The organism is Coralloluteibacterium stylophorae (assembly GCF_018122625.2).
In the GTDB taxonomy this organism is placed as follows: Bacteria; Pseudomonadota; Gammaproteobacteria; order Xanthomonadales; family Xanthomonadaceae; genus Coralloluteibacterium; species Coralloluteibacterium stylophorae.
The window spans coordinates 66504-89782 of the sequence record NZ_JAGQFT020000004.1; the positions used below are offsets into that span (position 1 = coordinate 66504).

Genomic DNA, 23279 nt, shown 5'->3' on the forward strand with positions numbered 1-23279 from the left:
ACATGCAGGATCTGGAGGCCTTCCTGGCCGTCGTGCAGGCCAGCGGCTTTCGCGAAGCGGCGCGGACCGGCCGCGGCTCGGCTTCGAACCTGAGCGACGCGGTGAAGCGCCTGGAGGCGCGGCTCGGCACCCGCCTGCTCCACCGCAGCACGCGCAGCGTCTCGCCGACCGAGGCGGGTGCGCGGCTGGCCGAACGCCTGGCCCCGGCCATGGCCGAGGTCCATGCCGCGCTCGACGTGGTCAATCTCTTCCGCGACCGCCCCGCCGGCACGCTGCGCCTCAACGTGCCGGCCAACGTCGCGCGCACGGTGCTGCCGCCGATCGTCGGCCCCTTCCTCGCCCGCTATCCGGAGATCCGGCTCGAAGTGGTCGTCGAGGACAGTCTGGTCGACCTGCTCGCCGCCGGCTGCGATGCCGGCATCCGCTATGGCGAGCGCCTGGCGCAGGACATGATCGCGCTGCCCGTGGGCCCGAGGACGCAGCGCCTGGTCACCGCCGCCGCGCCTGCCTACCTGGATGCGCGCGGGCGTCCGAAGCACCCGCGCGACCTGCTGCAGCACGCCTGCCTGCGCGGGCAGTTTTCCGGCGGCGCCACCCCGCCCTGGGAATTCGAGCGCGACGGCGAGGTGGTGTTCGTCGATCCGCAGGGCCCGCTGCTGGTGCGCACCGGCGCGGCGTTCGATCTCGCCGTGCAGGTGGCCGTCGCCGGGCTCGGCATCATCCATCTGTTCGAGGATTGGCTGCGTCCGCATCTGGACAGCGGCGCGCTCGAGGCCGTTCTCGAGCCGTGGTGCCAGACCTTCGACGGGCCCTGGCTCTACTACTCCGGCCGCCGGCTGCCGCCCTCGCCGCTGCGCGCCTTCATCGACTTCGTCCGCGGCGTGTGACGCGTCGCGGCCTGCGACGGGTCAGGCGGTGGCGTCGGCCCTGCGGTCGAGGAGATCCGTCTCGGCGCGCATGAACACCGCACCGGCGCTCTCCGCCGCACTGCCGCGGGCGGTGCCGGTGACGAAGCGCAGGCCGTGCGCGGCGGTCTCGCGCGCGATGACCGCGTGGATGCGGTCGAGCGCGGCATCGGCCTCTGCGCCGTGCAGCACCGCGACGTACTCGCCACTGCCGATGCTGCGGTTCACCGCGTCCGCCCCACCCGGCGGCAGGACCTGTTCGAGCGCCGCGTCGAGCTGCTGCAGCAGTTTCTCGGTGCCACGCTCGCCGAGGCGGCCGACCGCGCCGGCGAAGTCCTGCAGTTCCATCAGGGCCAACAGATAGGCCGGCGCCTCGGCGGCCGGGGGCGACGCAGGCGCGACGGTGGCGACGAAGGCCTCGTGCTCCAGGGTGCGCTCGCGCGCACGCGCCTCCAGCAGGGTCACCGTCAGCCGCGCCAACGCCCGCAGCGCGGCGCGCTGCTCCTCGTCGAGCTCGCGCGGCGCGGCATCCAGCACGCAGACCGTCCCGATCGCCGCGCCCTCCGGCGTCACCAGCGGCATGCCGGCATAGAAACGGGCGTCGCCACGTTCGCCGTTGACGTAGGGGTTGGAGGCGAAGCGCGCGTCCTGGCTCAGGTCCGGGATCTCCATGAGCTGGCCGGGCGCGCGGATGGCGTGGTCGCAGACCGCGGCGCTGCGCTCGGTCTGCGACGGGTCGAAACCGGTGCGCGCCTTGAACCACTGCCGATCGCGGTCGACCAGCGAGATCAGCGCGGTGGGCGTTCCGCACAGCGTGGAGGCGAGCTGCACCACATCGTCGAATGCGCCCTCGGGCAGGCTGTCGAGCACGTGGTAGCGGTCCAGCGCGCGCTGTCGCGCGGCTTCGTCGTGGGTCGTCGTGGGCATGGCCGCCGACTCTGGACGGCGGAACCGGAACGGGATGTGTAGGTGGCTCGGGGCACGGGCGCGTGCCCGTCGCCCCTCTTCGCCCTCCCTCTTCGCCCTCCGCCCTCCGCCCGACGGCGTCAGACGGCGAGGCCGGCCTTGTCGAGGCCGTAGGCCTGGTCCAGCACGCCGGGCGGGGTGCGGAAGGCCACGTTGAGGCGGTTCCAGCCGTTGATGACCATCACCGCGTAGGTGAGCTCGGTGATCTCCTGCTCGGAGAATTCCCCACGCACCTGCCGGTACAGCTCGTCGGACACGCCCTGCGGCGACAGCGTGGTCAGCGCCTCGGTCCAGGCCAGCGCCGCCCGCTCGCGCGGCGAGAACAGGGTCGATTCGCGCCAGCCGGCGACGTGGTGCAGGCGCAGCGGCTTCTCGCCCTGCAGGGTCGCCTGCTTGACGTGCATGTCCAGGCAGAAGGTGCAGCCGTTGATCTGCGAGGCGCGGATCTCGACGAGCGCCTGCAGCGGATGCTCCAGGCTCGACTTCTTCAGCGCCATGGAGATCTCGCCGAACTTCCGGAACAGCTGCGGCGACTGGGTGGTGGTATCGAGTCGTGCGGTCATGGTGATTGTCCTCTGCTGGGGGAACGGCCCCGGACGGGCGCCGTCGCGACGGTTCGCATTCCTCCGACGATCCGGCACGCGGGGCTGTGACATCGGTTCGCGCGCTGCCGTCGCCGCCGCATCCCTCGACTAGACTGGCGCCATGAAGAACGCCCTCCAGGACCAGTTGCTCAAGGCCGGGCTGGCCAAGAAGTCCCAGGTCGCCCAGGCCGCGCGCGAACAGGCGAAGCAGCGCCAGGGCAAGGCCGCGCCCGCTCCCGACGCGCCGCAGCGGGAGGCCGAGCGGCTGCGCGCCGAGCGGGTCGAGCGCGACCGCGCGCTGGCCGCCGAGCGCAATGCGCACGCCCGCGTCCAGGAACAGCGTGCGCAGGCGCGCCAGATCATCGAGACGCAGCGGGTCCGCGCGACGGGCGAGATCGAGTACCGCTTCGTCGACGGCAAGGTCATCCGTTCGCTCCTGGTCGACGCCGCGCTGCGCACGCAGCTGGCGAGCGGCGCGCTGGTGATCGCGCGCCACGGCGACGGTCATGCCCTGCTGCCGCGTGCGGCCGCGGAGAAGGTGCGCGCGCGCGATGCCACGATGATCGTGCTCGACCACGGCGGCGCCGCGGAGCCGGCGCCCGCCGGATCCGACGACGATGCCTACTACGCCCGCTTCCAGGTGCCCGACGACCTGGTCTGGTAGCCGAGGGACGCCGGGCGCCCTGCGCCCGCGACGCGATCCCGTCGCGGCGCGCGCCTCCGCTGCGCCGCCCGCTGGATGCCCCGCTTCTTCAGGAGCCGTCGAGCGCGAGCGTCGGCGGCACCACGTGCATGGTGAAGTCGACGGTGCGCGTTTCCGCCGGAGCGGAAAGGTGCCCGACCCAGCTGCCGCTGCGCGTCCAGGTGCGATCGTCGTCGCTGATGCGCAGGCCGCGCGGGGCATCGCCGGTCGCCGTGGGGCCGGAGGGCTCCTCGCCGGCGCAGATCGAGAAGCTCCGGCTCATGAGGTGGTGCTCGCTCTCGCCGAAGCTGCGCGCCGCCATCGCCGAATGGCTGTCGCCAACGAGTTCCCCCGGTGGCATCGCCTCCTGGCGGTGGATGCCGGGCGCGGTGATCGTGCGCTGGCCTTCGCCGCCGAGTGCTGCGTCGTACTCGAGGATCACGCAGATGTCGTCTGGCCCGGTGCCGTCGCGCTCGGTGATGCCGCCCACGCGCAGCAGCTCCAGCGGACCGCCGACGCTGACCTGTTCGTGGACGCGCGAGTCCGCAGCCCGGATGAGCCGCTCGCCCCTGAGGAAGGCGGTGCCGCGGGACTGCGCCGGCAGCCCGACCGGCCCCTGCCCGTTGGTCCCTTCGAACTCGAACTGCGTGTAGCCGTAGCGCTCCCACAGGCAGACCAGCTGGCTCGCCGTGCCCTCCACCTGCGACTCGGCGTCCAGGCGCATCTGCACGTCGCCGCTGCGCATGTCGCCGGTGCGCGCGGCGCGGTAGCGGAACTCGATGTCCAGCTGTGCGAGGCGGCCGCCAGGCAGCAGCTCGCCGGTGTCGGCGTCGATGGTGGCGCAGGCCGCATCGAACGCCTCCGCGTGCCCGCCCTCCGCAGTCGCCGGATCGGCGTCCGCATCCTCCGGCGCCGTCTCCGCCTGGCACGCCGCGAGCAGCCCGCCGATGGCGAACGCGATGACCGCCTGACTCCATGACCTCATGATCCGCTCCATCGGGACGAGCGCCCGATGCTACCGGGCGCGCGTTCCGCGGCGGGTGCTTGCGACGGCTGCCGCGTTCGCCTCGCGTGCACCCGCGCCGTGTTGCCCTCTCCGCCTGCATCACGGGATCCGCGGAGCATCGCACCATGGCTGTCACCTACGACACGGCGCCCGCGAGGGCGCTCCACCCCTTCCACGCGTTCCTGCTGGCGGCGAGCGTGCCGCTGTTCCTGGGCGCGCTGCTCGCCGACATCGCCTACGCGCGCAGCTACCAGGTCACCTGGAGCCACTTCGCGTCGTGGCTGCTCGCCGGCGGGTTAGTGTGCGCCGGGGTCGCGCTGCTGCTCGCGCTGATCGGACTGGTCCGCGCCGCACCGCGTCGCGGCCACGCGCTGCTGGTCTTCGTGCTGCTGCTGGCGACCTGGGTGCTGGGCTTCATCGATTCGCTGGTCCATGCCCGGGACGCCTGGGCGGTGATGCCGAGCGCGCCGGTGCTGTCGGCGATCGTCACCGTGCTGGCGGCGGCGGCCACCTGGATCGGATTCGCGGGCTACCGCGTACGGAGGACGGCATGACGCGTTCGCATCTCCTGGTACTGGCCGCGGTGACGGCCGGCATGTCCGCCTGCGGCAGTGACGCGGGCCCCGCGACCTACGGCTCCGACCCCACGCTGCCCGAGCGTGAACGCGGCCTGCTGCCGAGCATGACGATCGCCGATCCCGGCGAATGGGGCGATGCGCGGCCGACCGTGCCGGACGGCTACGAAATCACCGCGATCGCCACCGACCTCGAGGTGCCGCGGCAGACCCTGGTGCTGCCCAACGGCGACATCCTCGTGGCCGAGGGCAAGGGCGGCGGCGATGCGCCGAAGGAGAGGCCGAAGGACGTCATCGCCGGCTACATCAAGGCCAAGGGCACCACCTCGGTGCAGGGGGGCGACCGTCTGACCCTGCTGCGCGACGCCGACGGCGACGGCACCTACGAAGGCCGGCACGTGTTCGCCGAGAACCTCAACGCGCCCTACGGCCTCGCCCTCGTCGGCGATGACCTCTACGTCGCCAACCAGGACGCGCTGGTGCGCTTCGACTACCGCGAGGGGCAGACGCGTGCGAGCGGCGAGCCGGAGACCGTCACCCGGCTGCCGTCGGAGATCAACCACCACTGGACCAAGGCGCTGACCGCGAGCGAGGACGGCCGCTTCCTCTACGTCGGCATCGGCTCCAACAGCAACATCACCGAACGCGGCATGGCCGCCGAGGTCGATCGCGCCATGATCTGGGAGGTCGACGCCGAAAGCGGGCGCCATCGTCCCTACGCCACCGGCCTGCGCAATCCGACGGCGCTCACCATTCGCCCGGAAAGCGGCGAGCTCTGGGCGGTGGTCAACGAGCGCGACGAGCTCGGCGAGAACCTGGTGCCCGACTACCTCACCTCGGTGCGCGAGGGCGGCTTCTACGGCTGGCCCTACAGCTACTGGGGCCAGCACGTGGATCCGCGCGTGCGCCCGCAGGATCCGGACAGGGTCGCCTCGGCAATCGCACCGGACTACGCGCTCGGCGCGCACGTGGCCGCGCTCGGCGTGGACTTCTCCTCGCCGGCGATGGGTGCGCAGTTCGCCGAGGGCGCCTTCGTCGGCGAGCACGGCAGCTGGAACCGCGAGGAGCCGGCGGGCTACAGGGTCGTGTTCGTGCCGTTCCGCAACGGCCGCCCGAGCGGCGAACCGGTCGACTTCGTCACCGGCTTCATGGACGACGACACCACCCGCGGCCGTCCGGTCGGCGTCACCGTCGACCCCCGCGGCGCCCTCATCGTCGCCGACGACCTGTCGAACACGATCTGGCGGGTGGCGCCGGTGCGCTAGGCGCGGAAGGCCGCGCGGCCGACCCGGGGCCCGCGCGGCCCGGGCGCGGGACGGCGGAGGACGGACGCGGCCGTGTCCCATGGCCGCGACCGTGACCTCCGGACCTGCAGCCGCCGGCGATGAGATGCGACCATCGGCGCTTCCCCGGCCGACGGACGCGCATGACGTGAAATCCCTGCTTGCCTGCGGCGCGCTCGCGCTGTGCCTCGCCCTGCCCGCCCCGCGGGCGCACGCCTCCGCCGCGGACGATGCCTTCGAGGCGGTCTACGAACAGGAGTGGGACTGGCGCCAGGCCGAGTTCGGCCGCGACGACGACGAGGATGCGCCGCCGTCGCGGACGCTGGCCGACGTCGACGCGCAGGCCCAGGCGCGGCGCCTGGCGAAATGGGAGGACGTGCTGCGCCGGCTCGACGGCATCGACGCCGCGGCCCTGAGCGAGGACAACCGCATCAACCTCGCGGTCTATCGCCCGCAGATCGAGGCGATGGCGGAGAACATCCGCGTGCGCGCCTACGAGATGCCGTTCAACTCCGACAGCTCGTTCTGGTCGAACCTCGCCTTCATGGCGCGCGGCGACTTCGGCAGCGTCGAGGACTACGAGGCCTACGCGGCGCGGCTGCGCGACGTGCCGCGGGTGTTCGGCCAGCACATCGACAACATGCGCGCAGGGCTCGCGCGCGGCTTCAGCGTGCCGCGTGCGGTGCTGGAGGGCCGCGACGGCTCGATCGCCGCCGTGGCCGACCTCGACGACCCGGAGGCCGCGAGCTTCTGGGCGCCGTATGCGCGCATGCCCGCGACCATTCCGGCCGGTGAGCAGGAGCGCCTGCGCGAGGAGGGCCGCGCGGCGATCCGCGAGGCGGTGGTCCCGGCGTTCCGGACGCTGCTCGCCTTCTTCCGCGAGGAGTACGTGCCGCAGGCGCGCACCACCCTCGCCGCCGAGGCGATGCCCGACGGCGAGCGCTTCTACCGCGCGCAGATCCGCGAATACACCACGCTCGACCTGTCGCCGCAGGAGATCCACGGGATCGGCCTGGCCGAGGTCGCGCGCATCCGCGGCGAGATGGAGGCGATCATCGACGGGCTCGGGTTCGAGGGCGACTTCCAGGACTTCATCGCCTTCCTGCGCACCGATCCGCAGTTCTACCCCGAGACCCCGCGCGACCTGCTCGAGCGCGCGGCGTGGATCGCCAAGCGCGTGGACGGCAGGCTCGGCGATTTCTTCGAACCGCTGCCGCGGCACCGCTTCACCATCGAGCCGGTGCCCGACGACATCGCGCCGTTCTGGACCGCCGGCCGCGGCGGCCTGGGCACCTACTGGGTCAACACCTACGACCTGCCCTCGCGGCCGTACTACAACCTGCCGGCGCTGACCCTGCACGAATCGGCGCCGGGCCACTCGTTCCAGGCCGCGCTGGCGCTGGAGCAGGGCGAACAGCCGGACTTCCGGCGCAACAGCTACATCTCCGCCTATGGCGAGGGCTGGGCGCTGTACGTGGAGAAGCTGGGCAAGGAGATGGGCATCTACGAGACGCCGTACGAGGACTTCGGCCGGCTCACCTACGAGATGTGGCGCGCCTGCCGCCTGGTGATCGACACCGGCGTGCACCACGACGGCTGGAGCCGCGAGCAGGCGCTGGCCTATCTGCGCGACAACACCGCACTCTCGGAGCACGAGGTCACGACCGAGGTCGACCGCTACATCTCGTGGCCGGCGCAGGCGCTGAGCTACAAGCTGGGCGAGCTCGCCATCGTGCGCCTGCGCGGCGAGGCCGAGGCCGCGCTGGGCGCGGAGTTCGACATCAAGGCCTTTCACGACGCGGTGCTGCGGCTCGGCTCGGTGCCGCTGCCGGTGCTCGAGGACCGTATCCGCGCCTTCATCCGCGAGCAGAAGGACGCGGCCGACGGCGAGATCGCCGCTGCGGCCTGAATGCATCCGGCCGCCCCGCGGGGCGGCCGGTCACGGCGACAGCCGTTCGAACCTACCGCCGCGCGGGTCGAGCGCGAACACCGCGCCCGGGCAGCGGGCGCTTTCGGGCAGGCGCAGCACGGTGCGCGCCTGCTCGACCGCGACCTCGACCGTGCGCATGCCGCGGTTGCAGGTGGGCGCCGGCAGCACCAGCGTCTGCACGAGCGCGCCGTCGGCCTTGGCCAGCACCTCGATCCGCGCGACCGGCGCGCCCTCGTCCCCGGGGACGCGGAAGTAGAAGCGCTCGGTGGAGGCGAGCTGCAGGATCGCGAAGGGCGCCCCGGCGACGGTGGCCTGCCAGTCCGAATACGCAGCCAGGTCGAGGCGGAACGGCAATTGCCGGCGGCTGCGGTAATCGGTCCAGGTGCCGGTGAGCGCCCGGGTCGAGGCGAAGAAGTCGTGCTGGTCGAAGCGCAGCCGCGCCGTGGGCAGGCCGCCGGCATCGACCTCGTCCAGCATCCTCGGCCCGTTGCGCTGCATGGTCGGCTTGAAGCCGATGGGCGTGCGATAGCGGTCGTAGAAGTAGAGCCCGGCGGCGACCTGGTTCTCGACCTCGATCTGCACGGTGACGCGGGCGCCGCCGAGCGTTCCGGCGTACTGCATCACCGCCGCCTGCGCACCCACGGCGCCCGCCGCCGCCAGCAGCGCGACGGCCATCCGCGGGAACATGCGCGCCCGCGTCATCAGCAGGCCTCCCGGCGCGAATCGACGTGCTCGAGCGTGAGCGGACCGCTGAAGCGGTGAACCTCCCACAGGCAGGTGCGGTCGTCCCAGTCGATGGTCTCGGACAGGCGCAGGGACGCCTCGCCATCCTCGAAGCGCAGCGCCCCACGCGCGGCGAGCGCCTCCAGCGCCGGCGCACGGCGGTAGCCGCCGCCCTGCGACAGGAAGTACTGCACGGGGCCGGCGCGATTGCCGTCGCCGAAGCCGGTGGCGCGCACGTCGCCGATGCCGTCGCCGTCGATCTGCAGCACCTCCAGCGTCCCGGTGCCGCCGAACCACAGGTCCAGCCCGTCGAGTGCCTGCAGCAGGGCGCCGGTCGTGGCGTCGCGCACCTCGATGCGGTCGACCCGGCCCGTCGGCGCTCCGGCCGGCTTGCTCGCGTGCACGCTGAAGGTTCGGTCGCCGCCGGGTGTGTCCTGCAACAGGTCGCCCGCGAACGCCGGCGTATCCGGACCGGTCTCGAACCGCGTCACCCGCTGCAGGTCAAGGGGCCGCGCCTCGCGCGTGCGCAGGTCGACCCAGCGGCCGTGGAGCTGGGATGCGGAGGCGCCGAAGGGCCGCAGCGCGAGCGCGGCCTCGGGCAGATCGCCGCCCACGCCTTCGGTGCTGATCACCAGCGGCGCATCCTCGGCATACGGCGTGCGCTCCAGCGCGATGCGGCGGTGGTCGGCAGCGAGCAGGAAGCCGCCCATGGCATTCCAGGCCGCATCGTGGGCGAGGACCAGGTCGATGCGATCGGCGCCGACGTGCCCCCGGTAATGGGTGATCACGTCCGGCAGGGCATGCGTCGCCGGCACCGTGCCCAGGAGCAGGAGCGCCACGCAGGCGCACGCCGCCGCGCGCGGGCGGCGGAACAGAGGGGATGGCATGGTGCGCGGCGCGCCGGTCGGCTGGAGGGGCGCAGAGTCTAGCCGCGGCATCCGCGGCGGGACACGGCGCCGCCGCCTGCACGCCGTCGCCCGGCGGGAGACGCCGCGATGTTCGTGCCGGATGCCGGTGTTCAGTCCTCCGCGGCGCTGCGTGCGATCAGCGCCGCGCTGCCGACCGCGACCGCGTCCTCGACCGCGCCGGTGGCGGTCTGGCCGTAGCGGTCGATCGCGCGCATGCGCAGGTTGAAGGTCAGGTAGGCCGCACCGACGGCGGCACCCGCGCCCAGCAACGCGGCGACGCCCCTCTGGTGGCGGGGCGCCAGCGCCATGCCGGCGAGTGCGCCGGTGGCCACGCGCGCGACCATGCCGGCGGGGACGATGCGGTCGGGCGCGGACTTCATCTTGTCGCCGGCCAGTTCGCCGGCGGCGACGGCGAGTGCGCCCGCGGAGGCGAGCGGGCCGGCGAGCAGGCGCGGCGCGCCGCTGTCGGCCGGCAGCGCGCCCATGCGCGCGGCATTGGCGACGGTGGCGAGTGGCGTCATCGAACGCATGCCGGCGACGGCACCCATGAGGATGGAGTGGATCAGGGCCATGTTCTGCACCTTCGCAAGGGGATGAGAAAGCGGCGGCGGCCGCAGGTCGAGGGCCGACCAGTCGCGCTCCGCGGACACCGCGAGTGGACGCGAAGCAGGGTGGTCCCGGCGAGAAGGCGGGCGCTGGCTCGACCAAGCGCCGACAACTGGCAAATGGGAATCGTTTCCATTACGATCCGCGACCGTCGTCGGCGACCGGATGTGCGGACGCCGACGACCGGAACGCGAGCTCGCACCAGACGAGCGCCGGCACCGCCCCTCCCGGCCGCCCCGACGCATCGGCGGAGGCCGGGTCGTATCCACTCCGGACGAGTCCCGATGACCCACACCGCCGCCCGCCGCCGCACCGCACGTGCACTCCGCCGCGCTCCCCTGCACCCCGCCCTGCTCGTCGCACTCTGTCTCGGCGCCGCCCCCGCCTGGGCCCAGCAGACCACCGTCGAGGACGAGGCCGCTGTCACCCTGCAGCGCCTGGACGTCGAGGGCGAGCGCGTCGACGACGGCTACACCGTCGACCAGACCCGCGCCGGCACGCGCTTCGACCTCGAGCTGCGCGAGATCCCGCAGTCGGTCACCGTGGTCACCCGCCAGCGCATGGACGACCAGAATCTGCTGAGCATCGGCGAGGTGCTCTCCAACGTCACCGGCGTGTCCGGGACCTACAGCGACAGCGAGCGGCTCGAGTTCTACGCGCGCGGCTTCTACATCGACAACTTCCAGTTCGACGGCATCCCGACCACGATGGACCAGGCCTGGAGCTACGGCGATTCCGCACTCGACCTCGCGCTGTACGAGCGCGTGGAGATCGTGCGCGGCGCCACCGGCCTGCTGACCGGCGCGGGCAATCCGTCGGCCTCGGTCAACCTCATCCGCAAGCACGCCGACAGCCGCGTGTTCACCGGCAGCGTGTCGCTAGGCATCGGCAACTGGAGCCGCAGCCGCGGCGTCGCCGACGTCAGCGTGCCGCTCAACGCCGACGGCAGCGTGCGCAGCCGCGTGGTCGCCTCCTACCAGGACGGCGAGTCGCACATGGACCGCTACGCCCTGCGCAAGAAGCTCGCCTACGCGGTGATCGACGCCGACCTCGGCGCGGACACCGTGCTCAGCATTGGCCACGACTACCAGAAGAAGGAGTCCGACGACGTCACCTGGGGCGGCTTCCCGATCTGGTACGCCGACGGCACGCGCACCGACTACGGCGAGTCGTTCAACCCCGCCGCCGACTGGACCTTCTGGGACACCACCGTGCGGCGCAGCTTCGCCAGCCTCGAGCACGGCTTCGCCAGCGGCTGGTCGCTGCGCGCCAACGCCACCCACGACGAGAGCGAGGCGGACAACGCGCTGTTCTACCCGTTCTACACGATCTACGGCTTCGACCCGGACACCGGCGGCGGCGTCGTGCCCTACTCCGGCCGCTACAACACCCAGCGCGAGGTCGATGGCCTCGATGCCTACGCGGAAGGGCCCTTCCAGGCCTTCGGTCGCGAGCACGAACTGATGCTGGGCCTGAGCCGCAACCAGCGCGACTACGTCAACAACGGCGCCTTCGACTTCCCCGGCCCGCTGCCGACCTATCTCGACTGGACCGGCGCGTACCCGCAGCCGGCCTGGGGCGAGCTGCCCGAGCAGAGCCGCGGCACCATCACCCAGAACGCCGCCTATGCGGCCGCGCGCTTCTCGCTGGCCGATCCGCTGTCGCTGATCCTGGGCGCGCGCCACACCGACTGGGAGAGCGAGGACGAAGGCGCCGACCGCTCGCACGACGTGACCACGCCCTATGCCGGCCTGGTCTGGGACATCGACGGCACCTGGTCGACCTACCTCAGCTACACCGACATCTTCCAGCCGCAGAGCCTGCGCTACGCCAGCGGCGCGTTCCTCGACCCGGTCGAGGGCATGAGCTACGAGGCCGGCGTCAAGGCGGCCTGGTTCGACGACCGCCTGAACGCCTCGCTGGCGGTGTTCCGCATCGAGCAGGACAACGTCGCGCAGGCCACCGGCGAGCTGCTGCCCAATGGCGAGGCGGTGTACCGCGCGGCCGAGGGCACGGTGAGCGAAGGCTACGACTTCGAACTCACCGGCCGCCTCGCCGCCGGCTGGGACGCGACCTTCGGCGTGTCGCACTACACCGCACGCGACGCCGGCGGCGCCTCGATCAACACCCAGCTGCCGCGCAGCACGGTCAAGCTGTTCACCAGCTACACCCCGCAGGCGCTGCCGGCGCTGACGGTCGGCGGCGGCGTCAACTGGCAGAACCGCACCTACTACGTGGATGCGGTGTACGGCGAGTTCGAGCAGGACCCCTATGCCCTGGCCAGCCTGTTCGCGCGCTACCGCATCACTCCGCAGCTCAGCGCGCAGATCAACGTCGACAACCTGTTCGACGAGGAGTACTACTCGCAGTTCAATTCCGGCTACGGCGCCTGGGGCGCGCCGCGCGGCGGCATGGCCACGCTGACCTGGGCCTTCTGACCGCCATGCGCGGCCGGGGCAGGCGCCCAGGCCGCGCGACGGTCGCGGCCTACAGGACGCCGGCCGCGGTGAACGCGAGCAACAGCAGGGGCGCTGCCGCCGCCATCACCACATTGGCGATGGTCAGGCCGCGGGCGCTGCGACGCACGCCGAGATAGGCGATGCACAGCACCGCCCACGCCACCACGAAGAACGGCGGGATGCTCAGCAGCACGCCATAGCCGCGCGCACCCTCGAACGCGCTGCCGCCGGCGGCGGTGAGCTGCGCGGCGCAGATGGCGAGCGCCGCGGCGGCCGGCACCGTCAGCACGAAGTACAGCACCCGCGCCATCGGGCCCGATCGCGGTGCGGCAGGAGATGTGGACGGAGCGGATCGGTCTGCCATGGTCGGGCGAGGGCATGCGCGTCGGATGACCGAGTCTACGGGAGCCCGCCTCAGCGACCCGCGTCCTCGAGGTCGGCGCCGCCGCAGCCCTGCGGCCGGCGCACCCGATTGCAGCGCGCGGCGGCAGCGCCCGGCAGGCCGACCCGGTAGCGCGTGGACAGGCGCGGGTCCGGCCACAGGTAATCGGTGGAGACGTACTGCGCGCCGCTGGCGAGCGCGGCGTCGCGGCGGGTCGTGTCGTCCGCGCGCGCCTCGCGGGTGTCGGCGTCGGCGCGGGTGCGGACGATGAAGCCCGCCGCCACCGCGCGCGCGATGCGGTCGCGCTCTGCGACCGGGTCGTTGAGGGTGAGGTAGGCGGCGGCCGGCGAGCCCTCGTCGGTGTTGACGAACAGCACCCGTCCCTCGAGGGAACGACGCCCCCCGCGGTAGAGCGCGACCTTGCGCGGACCCTCGTCGAGGGCGAACAGGATGCGCCCGCGCACGGCGTCCAGGGTCGGCCAGTTGCCGGCCAGCACGGCCTCGCGGAGGGTCGGGAACGCGCCCTGCACGTCGTCGGGCACGAGCAGCTTCTCCGGCGGCAGGACCGAACGGATCTCGGCGTCGAGCGCATCGAACGCGGCCGCGGTGAACGGTAGCCCGTCGATGCCGCCGCGCACGGCATCGCGCGCCTCCTTGGCGTTGACCATGACGAGGATCGGCACGTGCCGCGGATGCGCGTCCGACCAGGCACGGATCGCGCGCAGGCAGTCGACCAGGCGCAGGCAATGGCTGGCGTCGTCGATGCCGGGCATGTGCAGCACCTTGAAGCCAGGCACGGCGAGACCGGGATCCGTGCGTCCGGCGGCGTAGTGCCCGCCGTCGGGATCGACGTGGATGTCGAGCTCGAGCTGGCGCGCGCCGCGCTCGAGCTGGGCGGCGAACGGGCGGTGCGCGTAGTCCAGCGCCTCGGCGAGTGCGGGCTCCGTCGCCCGCAGCCGCGCCATCGCGGGCCCGGGCACCGGACGCTTGTAGCTGTTGTGGGTGCCGGCGGCGACGATGTCGTTCATGCGCAGCGGCGGCCCGTCGGCGCGCGCGCCGCAGCACGCCAGCACGAGAGGAACGAGGACGAAGCGGAGGCGCATGGCGATGCCCTGGCGGTCGATCGGTGCGGCCCGCCGGCGTCGCCGGCGGGCCGACGCACGCATCAGAAGTCCGCGCGCACGCCGAGCGCGACGCGACGGCCGGAGTACTCGTTCATCAGCGGGAACGACGGATCCAGGGTGTAGCCGGTGGTCGCCTCGTCGGTGACGTTGATGCCCTCCAGGGTCACCTTGAGCACGTCGTTGATGCGGTAGCCGATCGAGATGTCGGTCTGGCCGTAGGCGTCGCGGTACACGGGATAGCTGTTGAGGTGGATGTACTCGACGTACTCGTCCTTGTAGTTGTAGGACACGCGCGCGTCGAAGCGGTCGTTCTCGTAGTACAGGGTCACGTTGTAGGCCTTCTCGGCGAGCCCCTCCGGCGCGGTCGGGATGTCGAGGTCGGAGGCGCCGGTGAGGGTGCTGTCGAGCACGGTGTAGTTGGCATTGAAGCCGAAACCCTCCAGCACCGGGTGCAGCATGCCGAGCGGCATCTGCGCGATCAGTTCGATGCCGCTGACCTCGTAGGCGCCCTCGGCGTTGACCGGCTGGTAGACCTCGAAGTCGTAGTAGCCGTCGAGGGTGCCGTTGGCGTTGAGCTTCTCCACGTCCTCGACGATGCCGGTCAGCTCCTGCCGCACCACGCCCTCGATCTCCTTCCAGAAGTAGGACGCGGCGAGCAGGCCGCCGTTGTCGAGGTAGTACTCCAGGCCGGCCTCCCACTGGTCGGCCATGGTCGGCTTCAGGTCCGGGTTGCCGTCCATGAAGCGGAACTCGTTCCAGCTCACCGAGCGGCGGTAGGCGATGTCGGTCAGCGCCGGGCGCATCAGCGTCTCCGAGGCCGCGCCGCGCAGCACCAGGTTGTCGGTCAGGCCGGCCTGGACGTTGAGGCTGGGCAGGACCTCGCGGTAGTTGCCGTCGCTGGAGACCGGCTCGGCGGTCAGGCCGTCCGAACCGTCGGGGTTCTGCACCTGGTGGTAGCCGTAGGACATCACGTCGGTGTCCACCGCGCGCGCGCCGGCGTTGACGAACACCGGCACGCGACCGAGGTCGAAGTCGAAGTTCAGCATCGCGTAGAGGCTGGTCACCTCCTCGTCGACGCGGTAGTACTGCGCGTCGTCGATCGGCACCTCGAAGCCTGCGTAGCGGAAGAAGTCGCGCGCGTAGTCGTTGGACACCTGCATCCAGGCGAGGTCGCGCGGCACGTAGCCGCCGCCCGGAACGATGTCGGTCACCCACTGCAGCGGGCTGTCGGCGAGTGTGCGGGTGTTGAGCCAGGAGATGTCGCCCTCGCCAGGGCCCTGGATCTTGGTCTCGCCGTACTCGCGCTCCTTGGACTTGTCGGTGAAGCGCGCGCCGACCTGGATGCTGCTCAGCGCCGGCAGGACGTCGAGCTGCAGGTGGCGGGTCGCGTCGAGCTGGGCGGCGTACTTGTCGTCGTCGACGTGCTCGAGCTGGGTCTCGTAGGCCTCGAACAGGTAGCTTTCGGGCGAGTCGTACATGTCGAAGCCGGCCGAGGCCGCGCTCGGGATGGTCTCGCCGCCGTCCTCGGTCCAGCGCGTGCGCGACGGCGCGTAGGCGACGTGCTTGAGGTTGGCGTAGTCGTAGGTCTTCTCGGCGCCGGAGAAGCCTACGAGGCCGTTGACCTCCCAGTCGCCGGGCGTCCAGTCCATGGCCAGGCTGTACTGCTGGTAGTCGGTCTCGTTGATCCGCTCCTTGCTCAGGAACTCGTGCTGGGTCGCGGTGTAGGAAACGTCGCGCAGCACGGTGATGCCGTAGTCGGCCAGCGTGGTGCTGTCGTACTCGTGGATGGTGTCGAGGGTGCTGCGGCTGGAGGCGGAATACGCGGCGGCGTCGTACTCGTCCTCGGTGGTGTCGAAGCTGCCGTGCAGGGTGTCGAAGGTCAGGCTGAAGTCGTTGCTCGGCTTGTACTGCAGCGACAGCGTGGCGCCGGTCTTGTCCTGCTCGTTGAGGTAGACGCGGTCGCCGACCTTGTCCTGGAAGATGATGCGGTTGGTGACGTCGTGGTCGGTCGGGTCCTCCAGCACGATGCCGGCGTCCCGCGCCAGCACCGCCGCGGCCTGGTCGGAGCGCTCCCCGGTCGCATCGAGGAAGCGGCTCAGCGGCCGGAAGTTGATGCCGGAGTTGGAGTCGGTGCGGTTGGTGCGCTCGGCCTTGGAGAACGAGACCAGGGCGCCGAAGTCGCCCCAGGTGTCGCTGGCCAGGAACGAGAAGCGCGGGTCGACCTCCTCGGAGATCGAGTTGTGCGCGCCTTCGGCCGAGGCCGCCACCTTGCGGCTGGGATAGTCGAAGGGCCGCGCGGTGCGGATCAGCACCGAACCGGCGATGCCGCCTTCCTCGTCGGCCGCGGTCGGGGACTTCTGCACGGTGACGCTCTGGATGATCTCCGAGGCGAACATGTCGAACTCGACGTCGCGCCCGCCGCTGCCCGAGGCGGTGGCGAGGTTGTTGATCGAGACGAAGGTGAACTCGGTCGGCAGGCCGCGCACGTTGACCCGGCTGCCCAGGCCCTTGTTGCGCTCGATGGTCACGCCCGGCATGCGCTGCAGCGCCTCGGCGAGGTTCTGCTCGGGAAAGTCGGCGACGTCGGTGGCGACGATGGAGTCGGAGAAGCCGACGTTGTCGCGCTTGAGGTCGACCGCGCGCTCGAGGCTCAGGCTGTAGCTGCCGGTGACCTGGATGGCATCGAGCTGGCGCGCATCGGGCGTGGTCGCCGGCTCCTGCGCCGGCGCGGAGTCCTGCGCCAGCAGCTGCACGGGCGCGGTCGCCATGGCGCCGGCGAGCAGCAGATGGATGCTCCGGCTGAGGGTGCGCGTGCGCAGCCCGGACGCCTGGCGTCCGGGAATGTGGTGGTTCATGCCGATGTCCCCTACGGTCGATGTGCGGTGCGTTGTCGACGGCGCGCGCGACGGGTGGAGTCGCGCGGCGACGCGGCCTTCGTCAGGCCGCGCGGAGACTAGAGGCGCGAGGTTGTGGTTTTGTTGCATCGCACGACGCGTTTCGCGCCGCACGGCCCGGCGGGCGCTCCCCGCGCGCGCTGCGGAAAGCGACGCTGGACCTCCCTGCGACGCGTCGCGTGATCGAGAATGGGCGGATGCCCCGCTCCCTCGACATCGCCATCGTCGGCTACGGCACCGCCGGCCAGGCCGCCGCCATCGCGCTCTCGCGCGACGGCCACCGCCTGCACGTGTTCGAGCGGGCGGCGGAGCTGGGGCCGGTCGGCGCGGGCTTCCTGCTGCAGCCGGCGGGCCAGGCGGTACTGTGGGAGCTCGGCCTGCTCGAGGCGGCACGCGCGCACGGCGCCCGCATCGACCGCCTTCACGGCGAGACCGCCCGCGGGCGCGCCGTCATGGACATGCGCTATCCCGCGCTGGATGCGCGCTTCCATGGCCTCGGCATGCAGCGCGGCGCGTTGTTCCGCCTGCTGTGCGCGGCGTGGCCGGATGCGGCGACGGTGCGCCGCGGCTGCGGGATCGTCGCCGCGAGCGAGGACGGGCGCCGCATCCGCGACACCCAGGGGCGCGAGCACGGGCCGTTCGACCTGGTCGTCGCCGCCGACGGCAGCGCCTCGCGACTGCGCGACGCGGTCGGCGGCGCGCGCCTGGACCGGCCCTATCCCTGGGGCGCTCTGTGGTGCCTGGTGCCGGCCGCCGGCTGGCCGCACCTGGGCGAGCTGCGGCAACGCTACGTCGGCGCGCGGCGCATGGTCGGCCTGCTGCCGGTCGGCACGCGGCCGGACGACCCGCTGCCGCGGCTGAGCTTCTTCTGGAGCCTGCGCGCGGACGCCTTCGAGGCCTGGGCGGAGGCCGGCATGGACGCCTGGCACGCCGAGCTGGCGGCGCTGTGGCCCGAGGCCGCGCCGCTGCTGGCGGGGCTGGACCACTGCAGCCTGCTCGCCCGCGCACGCTACCGCGACGCGGTGCTGCCGCGCTGGCACCGCGGCCGCCTGGTGCTGGCCGGCGACGCCGCGCACGCGATGAGCCCGCAGCTCGGCCAGGGCGTCAACATGGCGCTGCTCGACGCGCTCGCCCTGCGCGACGCGCTGCGCGCCGAGGACGATCCCGACCGCGCCATCGCCCGCTACCAGCACGTGCGCCGCGCGCACGTGGGCATCTACCAGTTCTGGAGCCGCTGGCTGACGCCGGTGTTCCAGTCCGACCGCGACCGGATCGCACGCCTGCGCGATCTCGCCTTCCTGCCGATGGGCCGCATGCCGGTGGCGCGCGGGCAGATGCTGCGCGTGCTCAGCGGCACCCAGCGCGGCATGTTCGGCCGGCTCGCGCTGCCGGAAGGCTTCCTGCGCGCGCTGGCCGAGGCGCCGGCCTGAGGGCGCAGCGGCTCAGCGGCGGGTGCGCCGGTATTCCGCCACCACCTCGGCGAGCGTCGGATTCGCGGCGCCAGCACCATCCAGGAACACGGCCGGGATCTCGCCCCGCATCACCGTCGCCGCCTGCTGCACGGCCGCGATCTGCGCCGGCGTCGGATCGACCAGGTCGACCTCGTAGCGGCTGCTGCGGACGGTCGGGATGCCTTGCCGCGACAGCGCCGCAGCCAGCGCATCGGCGCGCCGCGCCGCCTCCGACGGGCAGTTCACCGGCGCGAGGACCACCACGGTGCCGGGCCGCGTGCCCGGCGGCATCATGACCTCGACGAAACCGTTCGGCCCCGACGCCAGGCGCGCCTGCGCGGCCGCCTCTGCGCGCATTCCCCACCAGTGATGCGCGCCGCCGGCAGCGCCGAGCAGCAACAGCAGGCCCAGTACCCGCATCGTTCGATTCCCCTGCGCCGCGGCCACGACGGCGGCCCCGCGGCGGAGGCTGGCATGCGCCGGCGCCTGCCGACAATGCCGACGCTGGCGGACGTCCACCGCACCGGCGCACGCTCGGATCGCGTGCCGAGGCCCCGGCCCCGCCTCCTTGCTCCTGCCCCGCGCCACGCGGCGCGGGACCGATCCTCAACTGCGACCCGCGGCCGCGCCGCGGCAGAACAGGGCGCCGCCGACGCCGGCCAGCAGATAGGCGCAGGCCAGCGCCCCGGCGAGGAGCAGCTTGCCCTGCGCCAGGAACAGGCCCAGCAGGCAGACCGGCAGCAGCGCCGCCAGCGCGAGCGTCGCCAGGATCAGGGCGTCCTCGCGCCGCGCCTTGGCATCGTCGTCCGCGGCGGGCTTCGGTGCGTCCTGCAGCGACTGGAGGTACGGGGTCCTGCTCATCGGGGATCTCCGGTGGCACCGGCGCGAGAGCGCGTCCGGGCGTGCCGGGATGGAGCAAGTCGCGTGCCAGAGAAAGCCGCTGCGCTATCGCAACGCCGGCATCGCTGCGGCGCCCGACCTCCCGGGCCGCCCGCCGGCGGCCACCGCAGGGCCGAGGCGCCCTTGGCGCCGTCTCACTCCGGATACGGGAACGCCCGGAATTCCGGGAGCGATTCGGCTGCGGCGGCGTATGCGGCGAGTCGCGGGAAGCGCTCCGCCACGACCCGATCCGGCACCTCGTGGACGGCGAACCGCCAGGCGACGGCGGCGGTGATGCCGGCCTGGTCGATGGTGGCGCCATCGGCGGCCAGCGGGCCGTGTTCGAGCGCGTCCTCCAGCGCCGAGAGCCCCGCCAGAAGCTGCCCGCCGACCCGCTCGAGCCAGGGTGCATGCGCCTTCTCCGCAGGCCGCAGGCGGTGCTCGTACACGACCTGCACCGCCTTCTCCGACACCGCGAGCGCCAGCCCGATCACGCGCAGCGCCCGGCGCAGCTCGCACACGTCGGTCGGCATCAGGCTGCGCGGGCGCGCGCGCGCCTCGGCGTAGGCGAGGATCAGGGTCGAATCCATCAGCACCTCGCCCTCGTCGCAGACCAGCGTCGGCGCCTTGACCACGGGATTGATCCCGCGGAACGCATCGAAATCGCGGAATACCGACAGCGGGCGATGTTCGAAGTCGAGCCCGAGCAGCCGCAGCGAGATCGCGACGCGGCGGACGTAGGGCGAGTCCAGCATTCCGATGAGCTGCATGGCGGCGGTCTCCGGGTGGGCGCGAGGCCGCCAGCATAGGGCCAGCGCAGCGGGACCTCCCGCCTTCCCCTTGGATCGATCCAGCTAGCCCTCGGCGCGCGTGTCGGTAGGTACTGCCGCTGCTGCACACGCACATGACGGGGCTTTGACAAATCCACTTTAAATCGATTCAACTCAGCTTCAGGCGGATCAGGGGCCGCCGGCGGATGCCGTACGTCGCGACATGCCAACCGGGCGACCGGCGGGTGCGGGCGCGCGCGGCTTCACGCCAACGCCAGACCTCGGGCGCGGGCCGCGCCAGTCACGGGAGAGGCAGCGCCGGGCCCGGCGGTATGCGCTGCGTCGTTCGTTCTGGGAGAGCAACGAGATGAAGCCGAAGCTGCTGAGCCTGCTGATCACCGCCACACTCGCCCCCGCCGCACTGGCCCACGGCCAGGACCAGGATCCGGGAACCGCCGCGGACGCAGCCGATTCCGTCGCCGCGGCGACGCGGCTGGATGCGGTCCAGGTCACCGGATCGCTGATCCCGCGCCCGCAGATCGAGGGGCCGACGCCGGTGACAACGATCACCGCGGAGGACATCCAGGCGCGCGGCTTCAACAACGTGTTCGAGGCGCTGCGCGCCCTGCCCCAGGCCAACGGCTCGGTGCAGGACCCGCAGCTCACCGGCGGCTACACCCCGGCGGCCAAGACCATCAGCCTGTTCGGCCTGCCGCCGAGCTACACGCTGACCCTGCTCAACGGCCGTCCGATGACGAGCTATCCGCTCGCCTACAACGGCAGCAACAACATCGTCGACATCGCAAACATCCCGATGCACATGATCGAGCGCATCGACGTGCTGACCGGCGGCCAGTCCTCGGTATACGGCTCCTCGGCCATCGCCGGCGTGGTCAACATCGTGCTGAAGGACCACATCGAGGGCGCGCACGTGCGCGTGCGGGGCGGCGGCTACACCGACGGCGGCGGCGACAGTCTGCGCCTGCAATTCAGCAGCGGCGCCGCGATCGGCGACCTCGACGTCAGCTACGGCCTCGACGTCAGCCGCGACAACCCGGTCTACGCCTACCAGCGCGACTACATCGACTCCTACTACGACTCGCCGACCGGCGACGTCGACCCCTCGCGCACCTTCCTGCGCCAGAACACCACCACCGGCCAGACCGCCTACATCGATCCGGGCGAGGCCACCTGCGCGCCGCTCGACTACCTGTTCGACGGCACCAACCGCTATTCGACCCGCGACGCCGCGGGCACCGGCAGCTACTGCGGCAGCGCCTACAACGCCGGCTACGCCACGCTCGCCAACGAGTCCACCAACGTCAACGGCACCCTGTTCCTGCGCTACCACCTGACCCCGGAGACGGAGATCTACTCCGACATCCTGGCCAGCTACAGCAACCCGACCTACAGCGGCGGGCTGCCGTTCTGGAACCAGCAGTTCTACAACCAGACCACCGGCCAGTACGAACTCTGGCAGCGCATCTATGCGCCGGAGGAGGTCGGGCTGCACGCCAAGGACCAGCGCGTCTACACCCGCTCCTACAACGCCGCACTGGGCGTGCGCGGTCCGCTGGGCGCCAGCGGCTTCGACTACGACGTCTACTTCAACCGCTCGCAGAGCGAGGTCACCCGCAAGGCGATCGACATGCTCGCCGCCGACGGCATCGACGCCTATTACCTGGGCCCGCAGCTCGGCACCGACGCCGCCGGCTATCCGATCCATGCCCCCGACCCCGACCGCCTGTACCAGCCGATCGATGCGGCGCTGTACGACGACTTCACCGCGATCAACCGCGCGCGCTCCATCTCCTGGAACCAGAACCTCACCGCGGTCGTCACCAACACCGGGCTGTTCGAGCTGCCGGCCGGCGCGGTCGGCTTCGCCGCCATCGTGCAGGCCGGACGCGAGCACTTCGCCAACGCCTCGCAGGCGGAGAACGCGGCCGAGCTGTTCCGCGGCAACGGCGGCGGCACCGAGGCCCGCGGCACGCGCAAGCAGCAGGCGGTGGGCCTGGAGTTCCAGGTCCCGGTGCTCGAACGCCTCGATGCCAACCTCTCGGCGCGCCACGACGACTACGACTACGAAGGCGGCGGCAGCAGCAAGCTCACCTGGAAGGCGGGCATCGAGTTCCGTCCCATCGACACCCTGCTGCTGCGCGGCAGCTACGCCACCGCCTTCCGCGCGCCGGACATGTTCTACCTGTTCTCCGACGAGATCAGCGGCTTCGCCGGTGCGACCGACTACTACGCATGCCGCCAGGCCGGCTACGACTCGAGCAACTACGGCGACTGCGCGGACGCCGGCCTGTCCATCCGCTCGGTCAGCACCGGCAACACCGACCTCGAACCGATCACCGCGCGCACCTTCACCTACGGCTTCGTATGGTCGGCCTTCGACAACGCCCTGACCTGGAGCGTCGACTACAACTCGATCGAGATCGACAACGAGGTCGCCATCCTCGGCACCGACGAGATCCTCGCGACCGAGGCCAACTGCCGCCTCGGCGCGAGCGAGAACGGCCAGACCCTGTTCGACATCGACTCGCCGACCTGCCAACAGGTGCTCGGCCAGGTCGACCGCCGCCCCGACGGCGACCCGGTCGACCCCAACGGCGTGCGCGAGGTGTCGTCCTACCCGATCAACATCGCCCACCAGCGCCAGACCGGCATCCAGTCCAGCCTCGACTACCGCTGGAGCGCGGGCGCATGGGGCGACTTCGTCGTCGACGCCAGCTACTACCGCGTGCTGAGCCACGACCGCCAGGCCAAGGAAGGCGACCCGACCGTCGACCTGCTGTGCTGCGCCGATTCCAACGAACTGCGCAACCGCACCGGCGCCAGCCTCACCTGGAACATCGGCGACTGGAGCTCGACGATCTACGGCCAGCGCAACAGCTCGAGCTGGAATGCCCTCGGCACCAGCCGCACGGTCGGCCCGTGGATCACCTGGAACGGCAGCGTCCGCTGGCAGGTGCACCCGACCATCTCGACCCTGCTCACCGTCAACAACGTCTTCGACCGCCGCCCGCCCACCGACGGCGACAACGGCGGCTGGCCCTACTACGACACCACCCTCTACAACGCGCTCGGCCGCTCGGTGATGGTCGAGGTCGGCTTCGACTTCGAGTAGCGGGCGAAGGCGCAGGGGC

At 71.9% G+C, this 23279-nt stretch carries 20 protein-coding genes; 8 read left to right on the plus strand and 12 right to left on the minus strand.

Annotation, left to right across the window (positions count from 1 at the left end):
- Window positions 1-11 precede the first annotated feature (11 nt).
- Complete coding sequence (locus tag KB893_RS07025) at window positions 12-887, plus strand: LysR family transcriptional regulator (RefSeq protein WP_211925054.1); 876 nt, start codon at window positions 12-14, stop codon at window positions 885-887.
- Window positions 888-908: 21 nt separating this feature from the next.
- Here KB893_RS07025 and KB893_RS07030 read toward each other — a convergent pair whose 3' ends face one another.
- Window positions 909-1832, minus strand: coding sequence for a GAF domain-containing protein (locus KB893_RS07030; RefSeq protein ID WP_211925007.1), 924 nt, complete (start codon window positions 1830-1832; stop codon window positions 909-911).
- 119 nt (window positions 1833-1951) lie between these two features.
- Window positions 1952-2434: a carboxymuconolactone decarboxylase family protein gene (locus KB893_RS07035; protein WP_211925008.1), complete on the minus strand. Its 483-nt coding sequence runs from the start codon at window positions 2432-2434 to the stop codon at window positions 1952-1954.
- 142 nt (window positions 2435-2576) lie between these two features.
- Here KB893_RS07035 and KB893_RS07040 point away from each other — a divergent pair, with 142 nt between their 5' ends.
- Window positions 2577-3119 (plus strand): DUF2058 domain-containing protein, encoded by a 543-nt coding sequence (locus KB893_RS07040; protein WP_211925009.1) that lies wholly within the window; start codon window positions 2577-2579, stop codon window positions 3117-3119.
- Between the two features lie 88 nt (window positions 3120-3207).
- On the opposite strand, the gene KB893_RS07045 is transcribed toward KB893_RS07040, so the two are convergent.
- A complete protein-coding gene (locus KB893_RS07045) occupies window positions 3208-4122 on the minus strand; it encodes a hypothetical protein (RefSeq protein ID WP_211925010.1) in 915 nt (304 codons plus the stop codon).
- Window positions 4123-4268: 146 nt separating this feature from the next.
- Here KB893_RS07045 and KB893_RS07050 point away from each other — a divergent pair, with 146 nt between their 5' ends.
- The 3 genes from KB893_RS07050 to KB893_RS07060 all read left to right on the plus strand — a co-directional run bounded on the left by KB893_RS07050 (window position 4269) and on the right by KB893_RS07060 (window position 7910).
- Complete coding sequence (locus tag KB893_RS07050; RefSeq protein WP_211925011.1) at window positions 4269-4697, plus strand: DUF2231 domain-containing protein; 429 nt, start codon at window positions 4269-4271, stop codon at window positions 4695-4697.
- Between the two features lie 41 nt (window positions 4698-4738).
- On the plus strand, window positions 4739-5983 hold the full coding sequence (locus KB893_RS07055) for a PQQ-dependent sugar dehydrogenase (RefSeq protein ID WP_377730381.1): 1245 nt from the start codon (window positions 4739-4741) through the stop codon (window positions 5981-5983).
- Between the two features lie 124 nt (window positions 5984-6107).
- The gene (locus KB893_RS07060; RefSeq protein WP_213173587.1) at window positions 6108-7910 is read left to right on the plus strand and encodes a DUF885 domain-containing protein; all 1803 of its coding nucleotides are present in this window, start codon (window positions 6108-6110) and stop codon (window positions 7908-7910) included.
- A 30-nt stretch (window positions 7911-7940) separates the two neighbouring features.
- Here the strand turns inward: KB893_RS07060 and KB893_RS07065 are convergent, their stop codons facing one another.
- From KB893_RS07065 to KB893_RS07075, 3 genes are all read right to left on the minus strand, one after another.
- Complete coding sequence (locus KB893_RS07065) at window positions 7941-8633, minus strand: hypothetical protein (protein WP_211925014.1); 693 nt, start codon at window positions 8631-8633, stop codon at window positions 7941-7943.
- On the minus strand, window positions 8633-9493 hold the full coding sequence (locus KB893_RS07070; RefSeq protein ID WP_211925015.1) for a hypothetical protein: 861 nt from the start codon (window positions 9491-9493) through the stop codon (window positions 8633-8635). The genes KB893_RS07065 and KB893_RS07070 overlap by 1 nt, the downstream gene beginning before the upstream one ends.
- A 179-nt stretch (window positions 9494-9672) precedes the next feature.
- A complete protein-coding gene (locus tag KB893_RS07075) occupies window positions 9673-10134 on the minus strand; it encodes a DUF4126 domain-containing protein (RefSeq protein ID WP_211925016.1) in 462 nt (153 codons plus the stop codon).
- A gap of 318 nt (window positions 10135-10452) precedes the next feature.
- Here KB893_RS07075 and fhuE point away from each other — a divergent pair, with 318 nt between their 5' ends.
- On the plus strand, window positions 10453-12606 hold the full coding sequence (fhuE, locus tag KB893_RS07080; protein ID WP_211925017.1) for a ferric-rhodotorulic acid/ferric-coprogen receptor FhuE: 2154 nt from the start codon (window positions 10453-10455) through the stop codon (window positions 12604-12606).
- Between the two features lie 49 nt (window positions 12607-12655).
- On the opposite strand, the gene KB893_RS07085 is transcribed toward fhuE, so the two are convergent.
- The 3 genes from KB893_RS07085 to KB893_RS07095 form a co-directional block, all read right to left on the minus strand.
- Window positions 12656-12937: a hypothetical protein gene (locus KB893_RS07085; RefSeq protein ID WP_211925018.1), complete on the minus strand. Its 282-nt coding sequence runs from the start codon at window positions 12935-12937 to the stop codon at window positions 12656-12658.
- A 104-nt stretch (window positions 12938-13041) separates the two neighbouring features.
- Entirely contained in the window at window positions 13042-14175 is a 1134-nt protein-coding gene (locus KB893_RS07090) for a phosphatidylinositol-specific phospholipase C1-like protein (protein ID WP_211925019.1), read from the minus strand.
- A complete protein-coding gene (locus KB893_RS07095; protein WP_246505494.1) occupies window positions 14175-16988 on the minus strand; it encodes a TonB-dependent receptor in 2814 nt (937 codons plus the stop codon). Before KB893_RS07095 ends, KB893_RS07090 begins: the two co-directional genes overlap by 1 nt.
- A gap of 236 nt (window positions 16989-17224) precedes the next feature.
- Between KB893_RS07095 and KB893_RS07100 the strand changes: the two genes are divergently transcribed.
- Complete coding sequence (locus KB893_RS07100) at window positions 17225-18457, plus strand: FAD-dependent oxidoreductase (RefSeq protein ID WP_211925021.1); 1233 nt, start codon at window positions 17225-17227, stop codon at window positions 18455-18457.
- Between the two features lie 12 nt (window positions 18458-18469).
- Here KB893_RS07100 and KB893_RS07105 read toward each other — a convergent pair whose 3' ends face one another.
- From KB893_RS07105 to KB893_RS07115, 3 genes are all read right to left on the minus strand, one after another.
- A complete protein-coding gene (locus KB893_RS07105; protein WP_211925022.1) occupies window positions 18470-18925 on the minus strand; it encodes a hypothetical protein in 456 nt (151 codons plus the stop codon).
- 159 nt (window positions 18926-19084) lie between these two features.
- Entirely contained in the window at window positions 19085-19339 is a 255-nt protein-coding gene (locus KB893_RS07110) for a hypothetical protein (RefSeq protein WP_211925023.1), read from the minus strand.
- 173 nt (window positions 19340-19512) lie between these two features.
- Entirely contained in the window at window positions 19513-20127 is a 615-nt protein-coding gene (locus KB893_RS07115; RefSeq protein WP_211925024.1) for a glutathione S-transferase, read from the minus strand.
- A gap of 367 nt (window positions 20128-20494) precedes the next feature.
- Here KB893_RS07115 and KB893_RS07120 point away from each other — a divergent pair, with 367 nt between their 5' ends.
- A complete protein-coding gene (locus KB893_RS07120) occupies window positions 20495-23260 on the plus strand; it encodes a TonB-dependent receptor domain-containing protein (RefSeq protein ID WP_211925025.1) in 2766 nt (921 codons plus the stop codon).
- Window positions 23261-23279 lie beyond the last annotated feature (19 nt).